Origin of the sequence: Collinsella sp. AM18-10, assembly GCF_003471585.1 — a bacterium.
Classification (GTDB): Bacteria; Actinomycetota; Coriobacteriia; order Coriobacteriales; family Coriobacteriaceae; genus Collinsella.
Window position 1 is genome coordinate 204,977 of record NZ_QRJO01000002.1, and the last position, 15,255, is coordinate 220,231.

At 58.0% G+C, this 15,255-nt stretch carries 10 protein-coding genes; 4 read left to right on the plus strand and 6 right to left on the minus strand.

Features of this window, described 5'->3' with window-relative positions:
* Nucleotides 1-5: 5 nt before the first annotated feature.
* The 3 genes from murJ to uvrA form a co-directional block, all read right to left on the minus strand.
* Entirely contained in the window at nt 6-1,586 is a 1,581-nt protein-coding gene (gene murJ, locus DW211_RS02975) for a murein biosynthesis integral membrane protein MurJ (RefSeq protein WP_118259105.1), read from the minus strand.
* 105 nt (nt 1,587-1,691) lie between these two features.
* Nucleotides 1,692-2,192: a Cys-tRNA(Pro) deacylase gene (gene ybaK / locus DW211_RS02980; RefSeq protein WP_089573609.1), complete on the minus strand. Its 501-nt coding sequence runs from the start codon at nt 2,190-2,192 to the stop codon at nt 1,692-1,694.
* Between the two features lie 132 nt (nt 2,193-2,324).
* Nucleotides 2,325-5,204 (minus strand): excinuclease ABC subunit UvrA, encoded by a 2,880-nt coding sequence (gene uvrA / locus DW211_RS02985; RefSeq protein WP_118259106.1) that lies wholly within the window; start codon nt 5,202-5,204, stop codon nt 2,325-2,327.
* Between the two features lie 193 nt (nt 5,205-5,397).
* Between uvrA and DW211_RS02990 the strand changes: the two genes are divergently transcribed.
* From DW211_RS02990 to DW211_RS03005, 4 genes are all read left to right on the plus strand, one after another.
* Nucleotides 5,398-7,551, plus strand: coding sequence for an LTA synthase family protein (locus DW211_RS02990; protein WP_158568472.1), 2,154 nt, complete (start codon nt 5,398-5,400; stop codon nt 7,549-7,551).
* Nucleotides 7,552-7,696: 145 nt separating this feature from the next.
* Nucleotides 7,697-8,527, plus strand: coding sequence for an Mrp/NBP35 family ATP-binding protein (locus tag DW211_RS02995; protein ID WP_118259110.1), 831 nt, complete (start codon nt 7,697-7,699; stop codon nt 8,525-8,527).
* Nucleotides 8,528-9,799, plus strand: a complete 1,272-nt coding sequence (locus tag DW211_RS03000) for an NAD(P)/FAD-dependent oxidoreductase (RefSeq protein ID WP_118259112.1) — start codon at nt 8,528-8,530, stop codon at nt 9,797-9,799.
* An 80-nt stretch (nt 9,800-9,879) separates the two neighbouring features.
* The gene (locus DW211_RS03005; protein WP_118259114.1) at nt 9,880-11,520 is read left to right on the plus strand and encodes an NAD(P)/FAD-dependent oxidoreductase; all 1,641 of its coding nucleotides are present in this window, start codon (nt 9,880-9,882) and stop codon (nt 11,518-11,520) included.
* 65 nt (nt 11,521-11,585) lie between these two features.
* Here DW211_RS03005 and uvrB read toward each other — a convergent pair whose 3' ends face one another.
* The 3 genes from uvrB to coaE form a co-directional block, all read right to left on the minus strand.
* Nucleotides 11,586-13,826 carry an excinuclease ABC subunit UvrB gene (gene uvrB / locus DW211_RS03010; protein ID WP_118259116.1) on the minus strand — a complete coding sequence of 747 codons (2,241 nt, stop codon included), beginning with the start codon at nt 13,824-13,826 and terminating at the stop codon, nt 11,586-11,588.
* A gap of 51 nt (nt 13,827-13,877) precedes the next feature.
* Nucleotides 13,878-14,459, minus strand: a complete 582-nt coding sequence (locus DW211_RS03015) for a lytic transglycosylase domain-containing protein (protein ID WP_117806848.1) — start codon at nt 14,457-14,459, stop codon at nt 13,878-13,880.
* Nucleotides 14,452-15,255 (minus strand): dephospho-CoA kinase (gene coaE, locus DW211_RS03020; protein ID WP_233540929.1); only part of this gene is annotated, 804 nt, incomplete at its 5' end. The genes DW211_RS03015 and coaE, both read right to left, overlap by 8 nt.

Here is a 15,255-nt window from a genome sequence, read left to right on the forward strand (position 1 = left end):
CGCACCTACTTGCGACGAAGCAGCGCCGAGACCTCGGGCATCTTAAGGATGACGGCAAGGCCAAAGGTAACAGCAAGCGAGACGACACCCGCAACGCAAACGTAGCCAAGAGTAATCAGAATCGAGCCGCCAAGTGCCCCGACAAAGTGCTCAAGCGCCCACATGACGCCGGCGCCTGCGGCAGCACCCAGGCCACCGAGCAAAAGGCCAAAGAAACCGCCATGCAGGATGGATTTAACCTGAAGACCACGCAGGCGGCGACGCAGCCACCACAGCGAGCAACCGACCAAGATCACGTAGTCGACGACATACGAAAGCGCGATTGCCGGCATACCGAAGCCCAGCACAACGCCAAACAGCAGAACCGAGCCGGCCTGGCCGATGGCGGAATACAGACAATAGCGGCTATAGGGCTTCATGTCGAGCAAGGCAGAGAAGCTCTTCTGCATCAGCACGACCACGCCGTAGAGCGGCAGGGAAAGTGCCAGGTAGATAAGGAACTCCGACACCAGCGCCACACCGGACTCATCGAACTTGCCAGCGCAGTAGATCATGTTGAGCGGACGCGCGAAGACAATCAGGTACAGCGCGAATGGAATCAGGAAGAACAGCATCTGGGCGACGCCACGCGAAATGCCCGTGCGGACGCTGTCGTAATCCTTCTCCTGTGCGTCGTGAGAGAGCTCGGTATAGAGCGCCGTCGAAAGCGAGGCGGCAATCAGCGCGTAGGGCAGCGTGTACCACAGGCGCGCATAGGCGATGACGGAAGGACCAGTCTCGGGCTGGACCACCAGCGCAGCAGCGTTGGTGATAGAAGTCGAGACAAACATGCACACCGTGGCGAGCAGCGTCGGGATACCGAGCGCAATCGTCTGGCGCAGTGCGGGGTCCTTAAAGTCGATATGGATATGGGGATGCACGCCGTGCTTGCCAAGCGCGGGGATCTGACATGCCATCTGAACAAAGACACCGAGGGTCGTACCGGCCGCAATCAAGATGATGCCGGCACGTTCGCCAAACTGTGCGGACACGGGCGCAAAGCCCATAAAGCTCGCAATGACGATCACATTGTTGAGGACCGGGGCAAACGTCGACCAGAAGTAGTCGCGGTGTGCGTTGAGAACGCCCGAGAACACCGAGCCCAAACCATAAAACAGAATCTGGATGGCGAAGAAACGGAACATGAACGCAGCGGTATCCATGCTGCCGCCGTCACCCGAAAGGAACGATTGCGTCCAAATAAAGCCCGGAGCGAACACGGTCCCCAGCAACGAAATGCCACCCAGCACCAATAGCAGAATACCGAGCAGGTTGCCCACGTACTCGTTAGAGGCCTCGCGACCCTGCTCACGCCTCACGCCCATATACACGGGCAAAAACGCCGTCACGAGCATGCCGCCCATCACGAGTTCGTAGAGCATATTGGGCAGGTTGTTGGCGACCTGATAGGAAGACGAGAGCAGCGACATGCCGATAGCGGCCGCCATTGCCCACGTGCGGATAAAACCGGTGACGCGAGACACGATGGTCAGGATGGTCATAAGCCCGGCGGAACGACCAACCGTGGAGTAGTCCGACGAGCCCATGTCGTCAGTGTCGTCTCGCGACGAAGAAGCTTCGGATGAGGGTGTCTGAGGCGCAGATTCTTTTGCAAAATAAGCTCCGCACTTCAATTCTTCCTGCGGCATCGCTCAGTCCTCTCTCGTAATCGGGGCGACCGTCGCCCCGCAAAATGCAATTAAATCATCGGGTGCAAGCTCAAGCTGATAACCACGCTTGCCTCCCGAAATAAAAATGGTATCCCAAAGGACACATGTCTCATCAATGAGCGTCCGGTAGCGTTTTTTCATACCGACCGGACTGCAGCCGCCGCGAACGTAGCCAGTCGCCGCAAGCAAATCCTTCACATGCATCATGGCCAAGGACTTCTCCCCCGCGGCACGCGCGGCGGACTTTAGATCGAGCTCGTCGGCAACAGGGATGCAGCACACGACGTGGTCGTTGGACGGCGTCACGCAGACCAAGGTCTTAAATCCTTGTCCGGGCTCCTCGCCAAGCTGCTCCGAAATCGCGACCCCCAGGCCCGCCGACTCATCACCATCGTCTTCGTACGTATGTAGAACATAGGAAATGCCGGCGCTTTCCAGCTCGCGCATCGCATTGGTTTTTGGCGTCTTTACAGCCTTTGCCATGGCATATCCTTTCCCTCGCATTCGGACGCAAGGATTAAGTATATGTCCAATTCGGCTGCATACGTCACTTCGACACAGCAAGCGCCATCGAATCACAAGGAGTCGATGGCGCCCATAAACTGAATCGCCTATTTATTGAGCATCAAGTTGAGCCTGACGCTCCCGGTCACGCCTGAGCAACGGCGCCAAAAACTTGCCCGTATAACTCTGCGGACAGTCCGCAACCTGCTCCGGTGTGCCCGAAACCACGACGGTTCCGCCGCCGTTACCGCCCTCGGGGCCCATATCGATCAGGCGGTCGGCAACCTTGATGACATCAAGGTTGTGTTCAATCACCAGCACCGTGTTGCCCGCATCGACCAAGCGCTGCAGCACATCGAGCAGCTGGCGGACGTCCTCAAAATGAAGGCCGGTCGTCGGCTCATCCAAAATATAGAACGTCTTGCCCGTCTGGCGTCGATGAAGCTCCTTGGCGAGCTTCACACGCTGCGCCTCGCCGCCCGAGAGCGTCGTAGCGGGCTGGCCCAGGCTCACGTAGCCCAAGCCTACATCGTACAGCGTCTGGAGCTTGCGCTTAATCTGCGGGATATTCCCAAAGAAGGCCAGTGCCTCGGTGACGCTCATGTCGAGCACGTCCGAGATGGTCTTACCACGGTAGGTGACCTCAAGCGTCTCGCGGTTATAGCGTTTGCCGCCGCAGACCTCACAGGGGACATAGATATCGGGAAGGAAGTGCATCTCGATCTTAATTTGTCCGTCGCCCTTGCACGCCTCACAGCGCCCGCCACTCACGTTGAAGGAGAAACGTCCCGGCGAGTAGCCGCGTGCCTTCGACTCCGGTGTGCTCGCAAACAGCGCGCGCAGATCATCCCACAGGCCAATGTACGTAGCGGGATTGGAACGCGGTGTACGGCCGATCGGCGACTGGTCAATGTCGATCACCTTATCGATGCACTCGATACCCTCGAGCTTTTTGTACGGACCCACAGGGCGCGTCGAACGGTGAATGGCATTCGTAAGGGCAGGTGCGATAGTGTCGGTAACCAGGGAGCTCTTACCCGATCCCGACACGCCGGTAACGACCGTAAGCGTACCGAACTCAATCTTGGCGGTAACGTTTTTGAGGTTGTTGGCGCGGGCGCCCGTGATCTTAAGGCAGCCGCGACCGGGCTTGCGGCGTTCATCGGGAACCCGGATCATTCGTTTGCCGGTCAGATAAGCGCCCGTCATCGACTCGGGACACGCCATGATATCGGCAGGCGTTCCCGCCGCGACTACGTGTCCGCCGTTCACGCCCGCGCCGGGGCCCATGTCGATCACATAGTCGGCAGCACGAATCGTATCCTCATCATGCTCGACGACGATGACGGTATTGCCGATATCGCGTAGGCGCTCAAGCGTCTTGATCAGGCGCTCGTTATCGCGCTGATGGAGGCCAATCGATGGCTCGTCCAAAATGTACAGCACACCCATGAGGCCGGCGCCGATCTGCGTTGCCAGGCGAATGCGCTGGGCCTCGCCTCCGGAAAGCGTCGCCGAGGCACGATCGAGGGTCAGATAGTCGAGTCCGACATCGACCAGAAAACGCAAGCGCTCCAGGATTTCCTTGACGATGCGCCCACCGATAAATTGTTGGCGCTCGGTAAGCTCCAAGCCCTCAAAAAACTCGAGCGACTCGCGGCACGATAGGCAGCAGACCTCGTAAATGGACTTACCGCCTACGGTAACGGCGAGCATCTCGGGGCGCAGACGAGCACCATGGCAACTCGAGCACGGCTCCTCGCGGATGTACTTCTCCAAGCGCGCCTTGGTGTTCTCATTCGTCGTCTCGGTATAGCGCTCGTACAGGATATTGCGCACGCCCGAAAACTTGGTGTCCCACTGGCTGCGGCGCCCATCGAGCTTTTGATAGTCGACCGAAATCTTCTGGTCGCCCATGCCGTCTAAAAACGCGCGACGCACCCGCGGAGGCAGATCCTCCCACGGCGTATCGACGCTCACCTTAAAGTGTTTGCAGACCGCAGCGAAAATCTGCGGATAGTAGTTAGAGTTGCCAAACAGGCTGCCAAAAACCCCGTCGGCGATCGACTTCGAGGGGTCTTCGATTAGGGCCTCGGCATCGACCGTCTTCTTAAAGCCCAGGCCATCGCACTCTGGGCACGCGCCATAGGGCGCGTTGAACGAGAAATCACGCGGCTGCAGGTCATCGATGGAGTGTCCATGCTCCGGGCACGCTAACGCCAGCGAATACTCCAGCAACTCGCCTTCGGTCCCCTCGGGAGCGTCGCGGTCGGGCAGCAAGTATACGTTCACATTGCCGTGCGCCAGCGCAGTCGCCTGTTCAACGGACTCGGCGATACGGCCCAGAGAGTTCTCACGGATCACGATGCGGTCGACCACGACCTCGATATCGTGCTTGAACTTCTTGTCCAGATCGATCTGATCGTCGAGCGAGCGCACTTCACCGTCGACACGCACGCGGCTAAAGCCCTCGGCGCGAAGATCCTCAAACAGTTTGGTGTACTCGCCTTTTCGCCCGCGCACCACCGGTGCCAGCACAAACGCGCGGCGGCCCTCCCCCGCCGTCAAGACCTTGTCGGCAACCTGGTCGGTCGTCTGGCGCTCAATGACACGGCCGCATTCGGGACAGTGCGGGGTGCCCACACGGGCGAACAGCAGGCGCAGATAGTCATAAATCTCGGTTACGGTGCCAACCGTCGAGCGAGGGTTTTTAGACGTCGTCTTTTGGTCGATCGACACCGCCGGCGAAAGGCCGTCGATTGAATCCAAGTCGGGTTTGTCCATCTGTCCCAAGAACTGGCGCGCATAGCTCGAAAGACTCTCGACGTATCGACGCTGGCCCTCGGCATAGATAGTGTCAAATGCCAGCGAACTCTTGCCCGAGCCAGAAAGACCGGTAATGACCACGAGTTGGTCACGCGGAATGGAAACATCGATATCACGGAGGTTGTGCTCACGGGCGCCGCGAATAACGATAGAGGAATCAGACATGGAAGCTCCTTGCCTCCTATTGCATCGAATCATACTGCCGATGAGTTTAGCGCACTCGACGCGCACAGATGTTCGTAATACAAGATTCGCAGACCTTTAGCTTTGCGTATCGGGCGCTTTGTTTCTCGAAATGCCGTGGAAAGGTTACAGTAATCTAATACTGAACTTAATTTGCTGTACCAGAGGAACGTCCATGACCGAAGATATCCCCCTTGAAATCACTTCGAGCGACATGGCCAATCTGCCCATATTCATCGCCGTCCTTATCGTGGCCGCCGTCGTCGTGCGCGTGTATTTTTCAATCAAACGCAACGAAAAGCCACCCATTGCCCGCGTCTTTTGGTGCGCGACGCTCCTCATCCCGCTCGGCGTGGTAGCTGCATGGATTACGAATCAATCGCTCGTAAATGAGGGCAGCTCCCTATGGGTCCTTTCTTATTCGGCGCTCGGTGCTGCCGCCGTCATGCTTCTTGTCGAGCCCTTGGTTTCGGGACTTATCGACCAAACCGACCTTGCGACGGGAACGGTTGCCTGTATTTGCCGTGACATCCTTGTCATCGCCGCTGTTTCAGCGCTCTCGTTCGTTTCACTCGAAATTGCCTGCAACGAAACGTTCTATCGCATTCCCGCCAACTCATTCGGGTTTTCCGTCGGGCTGCTCGCGACGGTTCTGCTCTCCCTTTATTTGCTGGGACAGCGTCATGGAGGCGTCATGGCTCTCGTGCCCGTCGTCTGTTGCGTCCTTGGCATTGCCGAGCACTTCGTCATAACGTTTAAAGGCGAAGCCATCCTGCCAAGCGATATCTTGGCCCTTGGCACCGCAATGGAAGTGAGCAAGGGATACGAGTTTACCTTTACCGCCGGAATCGTAACCTCTCTCGCCCTGCTGGAGATTTCCCTGGGGCTTCTTTCGCTCATCCGACCGCGAAAGCTCCGTACGCCCACCCATGTCTTCCCCGCTATCGCCGCTAACCTCTGTGCTTTTCTGCTAGTGACCGTTGTGGGGCTCTCAGGCTTTTCCAACATCGACTTGGAGCAGGCGCTGGATTTTGGATTTGACCGTTGGCAGCCCATCACCACGTATGCGTCTCAGGGTTTTATCACTTCGTTCACCGAAATGGTCAACGAGTTGCCCATTGAGAAGCCCGAAGACTATACGCCCGATGAGGCGCAGAGCATCGAGCAGGAGCTCGCCGCCGTCTACGACAGCACATATGGCTCGAGCGAACAGCGCGCGGCGGCCGTTGCCCAGTTCAATGAAATCAAGCCGACGATTGTTGCCGTCATGAACGAGAGTTTTAGCGACCTTTCGTGCTTTGAGCAGCTCCAGGCGGCCGGGTACTCCGGCCCCGCATTCTACAACTCGCTTCCCGACACACTTGTTCGCGGCACCATGCTCGCTTCGGTCGCCGGTGGCGGAACGGCGAACTCCGAATTCGAATTTTTGACCGGAGCGACAACGGCCTTTGTCGGATTAGGCAAGATCCCCTATCAGCTGTATCAGATGAATGGCGTAAACAGCCTGGCAAAGGACCTTAAAGAGCTTGGGTATACCACTACCGCTATGCACCCGCAAAACCCCGTCAACTACCATCGAGATAAAATCTATCAGCAGCTGGGCTTTGGAGACTTTCTTTCAATCGGCGATTTCGAAGGTGCGCCCTATTACCATGCCGGCGTATGCGACTACGCCACCTACGACAAGATACTCGACCTGCTTAGAACCGACGAAGCGCCGCAGTTCATCTTTGACGTCACGATGCAAAATCACGGCGGCTACGACTATGGCACCGTTCCCGCCGAAGAGCTGACAAACTATTGGGTCGAGGGAGCCAGCGAAGGCGCCAACAGCGCGCTCAACACCTATCTCACCTGCATCAACGCATCCGACCGGGACCTCGAGTACTTTATCAACGAGCTCCGCAACATCGGCAGACCGGTTGTTCTTGTCTTTTTTGGCGACCATCAGCCGAGCGCCGCAACGACTCTCAACGACGAGCTGTACCCTCAGGAAGATACGGCAAGCCACGCTTTCCGTATCTATCAGTCGACATATCTCGTCTGGGCTAACTATGAGATCGCCGGCAATACCGAGCTCAACGTCTACGACACCGTCGGGGCAAACGAGATTGCAGCCATTACCCTTAATAAGATCGGCGCCCCGCTCACCAATTACCAAAAGGCCCTGCTTGCGACAAGGTCAGATGTGCCCACCATCAATGTCGCCGGCTATCTCGGTGCCGACGGGCTGCGCTACGACTTGGAATCGGAAGACAGCCCCTACGCCTCGACGATCGACAAGCTGCAGCGCATGCAATACCTCGAGTTCGCCAGCAAAGTTCAGTAAGCCCGCCCATTCGCTTGGGCCCATCGTATTGCAAGCACGCTCGGCCCAAACGCATCGCAAATGACTCCCGCTCGTAAACGAGGGTACAATGACGCTCGTGTCACATCGCGGGGCCCCGGCCCCAGCATATACAAAGGAGTCATACATGGGTTGCGAACATGCACAGGCCGCCGGCGGACAAACGTCGCCGTCGCAATTTGAGGAGAACACGCTGTCCGAGGTCAAGCGCGTCATCGCCGTGCTTTCCGGCAAGGGCGGTGTCGGCAAGTCATTTGTCACCGGTGCCATCGCCACCGAGCTTGCCCGTCACGGCCACAAGGTCGGCGTCCTCGATGCCGACATCACCGGTCCCTCTATCCCCAAGATGTTCGGTATGAGTGGACGCCACGTCCATGCCCTTGGCAACCTTATGCTGCCCGAAATCTCCGAGCACGGCGTCAAGGTCATGAGCTCCAACCTGCTGCTCCAAAACGAGACCGACCCCGTCCTTTGGCGCGGTCCGGTCATCGCAGGCGCCATTAGGCAGTTCTGGAGCGAGACCTCGTGGGGCCCCATCGACTACCTGCTGGTCGACATGCCTCCGGGAACAGGCGACGTCGCGCTCACCGTCTTCCAGTCGCTGCCCGTCGACGGCATCGTCATCGTCACGAGCCCGCAGGATCTGGTCTCGATGATCGTCGCCAAGGCGGTCAACATGGCCGAGAAGATGAACGTCCCCATTCTGGGCATTGTCGAGAACATGAGCTATATTGAGTGCCCCGACTGCGGCAAGAAGATCGAGGTCTTCGGCAAGAGCAAGCTCCCCGAAGTCGCCGAGACCTATCATCTCGACGTCCTTGGTCAGTTGCCCATCGATCCCGCGCTCGCCGAGGCCTGCGATAAGGGCGAGGTCGAGACCGCGCTGCCCGATGGCATGTTGCCCAAGGCAGTCTCTGCCGTCGAGGCCATTGCCCCGCACGAGACCGACGAGGCCTAAGTGAACACAAGCGCCTTCTATGACGTCCTGGTAATCGGCGGTGGGGCTTCAGGCCTCGCCGCTGCTATTACGGCCGCACGCGTTGGCAAAAGCGTCTGCATCGTTGAGCGCGATGTCGCCTGTGGCCTTAAGCTCCTTGCGACCGGTAACGGCCGCTGCAACCTCTCCAACGAATCGATTGATCCTCAGCGGTATAACCACCCCGCATTCGTCGAATCCGTCATGGGCCCCCAGCCCGAACAAGAGCTTATGGGTTTCTTCTCCTCGCTGGGCATCATGACAACCTCCGAGGAAGGCCGGCTGTACCCGCGCTCCCTTCGCGCAGAATCGGTGCGCGACGTGCTTCTCAACGTTTGCGACCGCCTAGGTATCACCTTAATCTGCGGAGCCAACGTTGCCTCGGCGCACAAAGCTTCCGAAGGCTGGACACTCCAAATAGACCGTCCAGCGCGGGCACTCAAGGCAAAAAAGCACGACGACCGAAAATCGGAGCTCCGCTCGCTTCGGAAAGCGCTCGTCGATGTCCCTCGCAAGAACGAGGCCCTGGAGGCACATGCCGTAATTATCGCCACGGGTGGCAACCCCACCGGTATCGCCGATACGTTTCGCCTCCCCCTCACTTCGCTGCGCCCCATCCTCTGCCCCGTATCGGCAACGGTCGTCGGCGATCGGGCGGCACTCAAGACGTTGGATGGCCTGCGCGTCCGCGCCCGCTTGACGCTCGCCCGCAATCATAATGAGCTCTGGCACGAAGACGGTGAAGTCCTGTTTCGAGCCTTCGGCATCTCGGGCGTCGCCGTCTTCAACCTCTCCCGTCGTATCCAGCGCGGCGATACGATCCTGCTCGACGTTTTCCCCGACCTCTCCAAAGACGAGCTGCTCGATATGCTCAACCGGCGCGTTGAGCTGCTCGGCGGCTTTTCGCCCCGCGATCCCCGTTGGCTCGACGGCATGCTCGCCCCGCAACTCTCCCGCGTCGTCTGCACGGCGTTCGAGCAGTGCCATCCAGGCTCCAACGATGTCATCCACCTGGTCTCAATCCTCAAGCACTTTAAACTGTCCGTCGAAGGGACGGCAGAGGAGCGCTCGGCACAGGTCACGCGTGGCGGCATATCTATCGAATGCGTCTCGACACCCAATCTTTACGTGAGCAGCGCCACTGGCGCCCCGCTTTACGCCTGCGGAGAAGCGCTCGACATCGACGCCGACTGCGGCGGCTTCAACCTTGCATGGGCCTGGATCTCGGGTATTCGCGCTGCAAGCAGCCTGTAGCCGCACAGTCTATAATCAAAAACGCATTCGGGCCGTCTGGGATACCGGACGGCCTCTTTCTTGCCTCTAAGGAGACCTCGATGATCGAAATCACCCAAGTCAACGCATCGCTCGATGAAGCCGGCGATGAGAATGCCTGTCTCATTGTTGGCAAGCGAGTCGCCAAGCGCGTCCTACGTTGCAAGGACTCCGAGATCAAGTCCATCGAGCTCCACCGCAAGTCAATCGACGCTCGCAAAAAACGAGACGTCCATTTTATCCTGAGCTTTCGTGTTGAGCTGACTAGTCCCCACCTCGAGCGAGAAGCGGTCGACAGCGTTGCCGAGCGTGACCGCTCGCGCGTACGCGCGATAGAAGACGATGAGCCTTCATTCCCCTCCCCCGCCTCCGACGCGCCTCAAGAACGCCCTGTCGTTGTCGGCGCCGGATGCGCCGGCCTTTTCGCTGCGCTTACGCTCGCCGAAGCAGGTCTTAAGCCCTTGCTCATCGAGCGCGGCGACCCGGCATTTCGCCGCTCGCAGGCGATCGACCTCTTTCTAAAGGAGCGCATCCTCGACCCCGAGAGCAATATCCAGTTTGGCCTGGGCGGCGCGGGAACCTTCTCGGACGGCAAACTCAATACGGGAACCAAAAATCCCGCCCATCGCCTTATCCTCGAAACCTTCGTCGAGGCGGGCGCGCCCCGCGATATTCTGTGGGATGCCAAGCCGCACATTGGCTCCGACATCCTTCCCACGGTCGTCACCGCTATATCCCAGCGCATCGAGCAGCTCGGAGGTGTCGTCCGCTATCGAACGAAGCTCGTCGACATTCGCATCGACGCGTCTGGCGCCATCACCGGTATTGATGTCCAATCGTCCCAAGACGCCGCTTGCGAGCCAATCGAGACAAAGCACCTCATCCTCGCCTGCGGGCATTCTGCTCGCGATATTTTTGAGCTCCTTAAGGGCCACAACGTGGCCCTCGCACAAAAGACCTTTGCCATGGGCGTTCGCATCGAGCATCCGCAGCGCGACATCGACCGAGTCCAATACGGAGCCTCGGCGGGACATCCTGCCCTCGGAGCAGCCCCTTACAAGCTCGTCGCCCATCTTCCCAACGGCCGCAGCGTGTTCTCGTTTTGCATGTGCCCCGGCGGGCAGGTTGTCGCCGCCTCTTCCGAGCAGGGCCACCTGTGCGTCAACGGCGCCAGTCTCAATGCCCGCGACGGACGCAATGCAAATGCCGCCCTACTCGTTAACGTCACGCCTGAGGACCTTCCTAACGATGACCCACTCGCCGGCGTCGAGCTCCAGCGTGCCTGCGAGGCGGCCGCCTATCGCCTGGGCGGTTCCAACTGGAACGCACCGGCACAACTCGTCGGAGATTTCCTCGCAGGACGCGCCAGCAAGGCGCCCGGAAAGGTAAAGCCCACCTATCCGCTCGGTGTGACCTGGACGGCAATTGACGAAGCCCTGCCGCAGCATATCGTCGAGTCGCTCCGCCTGGGACTTCCCCTACTCGGAAAAAAGCTACGCGGCTACGACCGCCCCGATGCCATTCTTACCGGCGTGGAGACTCGTTCGAGCTCACCGGTCACTGTCACCCGAGACCGAACGTGCCATGCCGTGTCGACCCCGGGCCTCTACCCTTGTGGTGAGGGAGCTGGATATGCCGGCGGCATCATGAGCGCAGCCACCGACGGCATCCGTTGTGCCGAAGCCCTGATCGCAGACCTCTAACGCACGAATTCCAGCGCGCAAAAGACACAGGCCCCAAGCTCCACAGGGAACTCGGGGCCTGTTCACTATTTCTTAAACCGTGCACCCTGGCGTTTTCTGCCCGATGCGAACGTGGAACCCTTGCGGGCCTGCGAACGTAAGCGCTCGATCGTCTCGTCCTCAGACGCACCCTCGAGCATCGCCCGAATCTGAACGACGGCATCGCGCAGGCGCGCCGCCTCCTCAAAGTCCATGGCGGCAGAAGCGTTACGCATATCCTCTTCCATGGTTTCGACGATCCGCACAAGCTCGTCATGCGGCAGTTCTTCCAACTGCTCCGCAAGTGTCTGCTCGGGCGCCACCGTTTCCGGCACGCCACCCTCGCCCGACTCATCGGGCGTATAGAATGCGCCATGTCCAAGAGAGCCGCCCTTCGAGCGCCCCTTGGAACCCACGGTTTTTTCGGCCTCGGCAATAAAACTTGAGATGTCGTTGATGGCCTTGCGCACCGTCTTGGGCACAATGCCATGCTCTTCGTTATATGCCATCTGAATCTCACGACGGCGCTGCGTCTCCTCGATGGCCTCTTTCATCGAATCGGTCACAACGTCCGCATACATGATGACTTCGCCATCGGCGTTACGGGCCGCGCGGCCAATCGTCTGAATCAGCGAACGGCGGTTGCGCAAGAAGCCTTCCTTATCGGCATCGAGAATTGCCACCAGTGAGACCTCGGGAAGGTCTAGGCCCTCGCGAAGCAGGTTGATGCCAACGAGAACATCGATCTTGCCCTCGCGCAGCGTTCGCAGGATCTCGACACGGTCCATCGTCGCTGTATCGGAGTGCATGTAATTGACCTTAATGCCGGCATCAAGCAGATGGTCGGTCAGGTCCTCGGCCATGCGCTTGGTGAGCGTGGTCACCAGCACGCGCTCCTTACGGGCAACGCGCTCGCGAATCTCGTCCTCAAGATCGTCAATCTGCCCACGAACCGGACGCACATCGATCTTGGGGTCGAGCAGACCGGTTGGACGAATAATCTGCTCAACGTCGTTTTGGCTCACCCGCAGCTCGTAGTCGCCCGGTGTGGCCGAAACATAGATAAACTGGGGTATCCTTGCCTCAAACTCATCGAAACGAAGCGGGCGGTTATCGAGTGCCGAAGGAAGGCGAAAACCATGCTCCACCAGCGTCACCTTACGCGAGCGGTCACCTTCGTGCATGCCGCGAATCTGCGGCACCGTCACATGGCTCTCATCGATGATGCAGAGCATGTCCTTAGGGAAGTAATCGATCAGGGTAAACGGCGGCTCGCCCGGTTTTCGACCGTCCAGATGACGCGAGTAGTTCTCGATACCGTTACAAAAACCCATGGTCTCGAGCATCTCGAGATCATAGTCGGTGCGCTGCTGCAGACGCTGTGCCTCGAGCAACTTGTCGGTCGCCTTGAGCTCGGCCACACGCTTCTCGCACTCTTCACTGATTGATTTCAGAGCCGCCTTGACCTTCGGCTTCTCGGTCACGTAGTGCGATGCCGGCCATACGGGGATGGCCTCGTACTCACGAAGCATCTCACCGGTAACCTCATCGATCTCGGCAATAAGCTCAACCTCGTCGCCAAAGAACTCAAACCGCAACGGATGCTCGGCATAAGGCGGATACACGTCGACAACATCGCCGCGCACGCGGAACGTGCCGCGTGCCAGGTCATAGTCATTGCGATCATATTGAATGTCGATAAGTGCATGGATAAAGTCATCGCGCTCGAGCGGCACTTTCTTGTCGACATTCGGCGCCAGCCCCGCATAGTCCTCGGGAGAGCCGATACCGTAGATACAGGACACCGAAGCAACGACGATTACATCGCGTCGAGAGAGCAGCGATGCGGTCGCCTGATGTCGCAGCATCTCGACCTCTTCGTTAATCGAGGAGTCTTTCTCGATATATGTATCGCTTTGCGGCACATACGCCTCGGGCTGATAGTAGTCGTAGTACGAGACAAAGTAGACCACAGCGTTGTTGGGAAAGAACTCTTTGAGCTCGCTCGCAAGCTGAGCGGCGAGCGTTTTATTGGGAGCCATGACCAGCGTCGGCTTCCCCAGGGCCTCAATAGTCTTAGCCATCGTGAAGGTCTTGCCCGAACCAGTCACGCCCAGCAAAACCTGATAGCGATCTCCGTCCCTCACACCCTGCACAAGCGACTCAATGGCCTTAGGCTGAGAACCTGCAGGCTCATAGGGAGAAACGACTTCAAACGGCACCTCAGCGCCCTCAACGCCAAAGCGCTTAAGTTCACCACCAACGCGTTCTACTTCAAATTCCGCCATGGATACTCCTAACTCATACATCTGCAGTATACGCAGGAGGTGGGCTTAGTCCTATACGAACCGATCGGGATAGAGCGTCTTATAGCGAACCCAGGCATTATTGACGCGAATCAGATAAGCCTGCGTCTCGGGAAAGGTGATTGCATTATGAAGCGAGGTGCTCTGCTGCGCCCAACCATCCACATTGCCCATGCCGGCGTTATATGCGGCAATAGCGCTATCCGTCGACCCGTTGAAATACGTTAAGAGATACGAGAGGTACGCGCAGCCAAACTCGATGTTCGTAGCGGGATCGTTAAGGTTGTCGGCTGAATACCCCCCACCGTCGACAAGACCCTTGGCGATCATATCCTGGGCAGTCTCGGGCATCAGCTGCATCAATCCCTGAGCACCCTGATTCGACTCAGCCTCGGGATCCCAATTCGATTCCGACTTAATGACAGCGCACACCAGATACGGATCCAGATTATGCGAAATGCTCGATTGCTTTACATACGCCTCGTAGTCAATGGGATACAGCGGCTTAAAGAAAGCCGCAGGAGCACACGAGTAAACGAATGAGATAAGGCCGAAGGCAAAAACGGCAGCCAGCGGTATAAGGCGATACCACGCAAAGAAACGTGTCTTAGGCATCGGCATCCTCCTTATTCGCAGTGTCTATAAACCCATGGCATGCAAGCCATGAGTCAAGCTGCTCAAAGAGCGAATTATCGCCTGCGGCATTATCAATCACCGTTGTAGCGAGATTGCACAGCGCAGACTCATCGGGCTGGCAAGCAGAACGGGCATCGAAATCAGATGGCTCCATGCCACGCTGAATAGCACGCTCGCGACGAACTGACAAAGGGGCGCTGATGACCAGAATTTCATCAGCCAAGCCAAATGCATCCTCAAAACCAGTCGGAGCAGAAACCTCGACAACCGCAAAGGGATAACGGGGAGATGAAACCGTACAACAAACCGGATCGAGAATCCTCAGTGACAGCTGCTCAATGAGAACGGGGTGCACAAGGTCATTGAGCCGTGCGACCGAATCAGGAGAAGCGAAAGCTCGAGAAGCGAGGATGCTGCGGCGAATGCCGCCCTCCTCATCCAAAATATCCCAGCCAAATTCTTCCGCGAGGGCATTGACGATATCGGAGCCTGGCACATACAGCGATTTGGCAAGCTCGTCCAGATCGATAAGCATGGCGCCATGAGATTCGAGATAGCGGCAGGCAGTCGACTTACCCGAAGCAATATTGCCCAAGACAAAAACGGTAAACATCAAGTCCTCCCTAACGCCAATGGGAGTTATTATCGCGCAAATACAAAAGAAGGACTCAAAATACAGCCAAACAGTAAGACAAGCTAAAAGAAGGCGAGTTCTTGTATTACAGCTCTTTATAAAACGCAAAAAAGGGGGAGGCCGCGAGGCCTCCCCCTTCTT

Bases quoted from the DNA above. Each gene is read 5' to 3' on its own strand.
- murJ (WP_118259105.1), bottom strand. From the start codon at position 1,586: ATGGGCTCGTCGGACTACTCCACGGTTGGTCGTTCCGCCGGGCTTATG.
- DW211_RS03015 (WP_117806848.1), bottom strand. From the start codon at position 14,459: ATGCCTAAGACACGTTTCTTTGCGTGGTATCGCCTTATACCGCTGGCT.
- DW211_RS02995 (WP_118259110.1), top strand. From the start codon at position 7,697: ATGGGTTGCGAACATGCACAGGCCGCCGGCGGACAAACGTCGCCGTCG.
- DW211_RS02990 (WP_158568472.1), top strand. From the start codon at position 5,398: ATGACCGAAGATATCCCCCTTGAAATCACTTCGAGCGACATGGCCAAT.
- uvrA (WP_118259106.1), bottom strand. From the start codon at position 5,204: ATGTCTGATTCCTCTATCGTTATTCGCGGCGCCCGTGAGCACAACCTC.
- uvrB (WP_118259116.1), bottom strand. From the start codon at position 13,826: ATGGCGGAATTTGAAGTAGAACGCGTTGGTGGTGAACTTAAGCGCTTT.
- DW211_RS03005 (WP_118259114.1), top strand. From the start codon at position 9,880: ATGATCGAAATCACCCAAGTCAACGCATCGCTCGATGAAGCCGGCGAT.
- ybaK (WP_089573609.1), bottom strand. From the start codon at position 2,192: ATGGCAAAGGCTGTAAAGACGCCAAAAACCAATGCGATGCGCGAGCTG.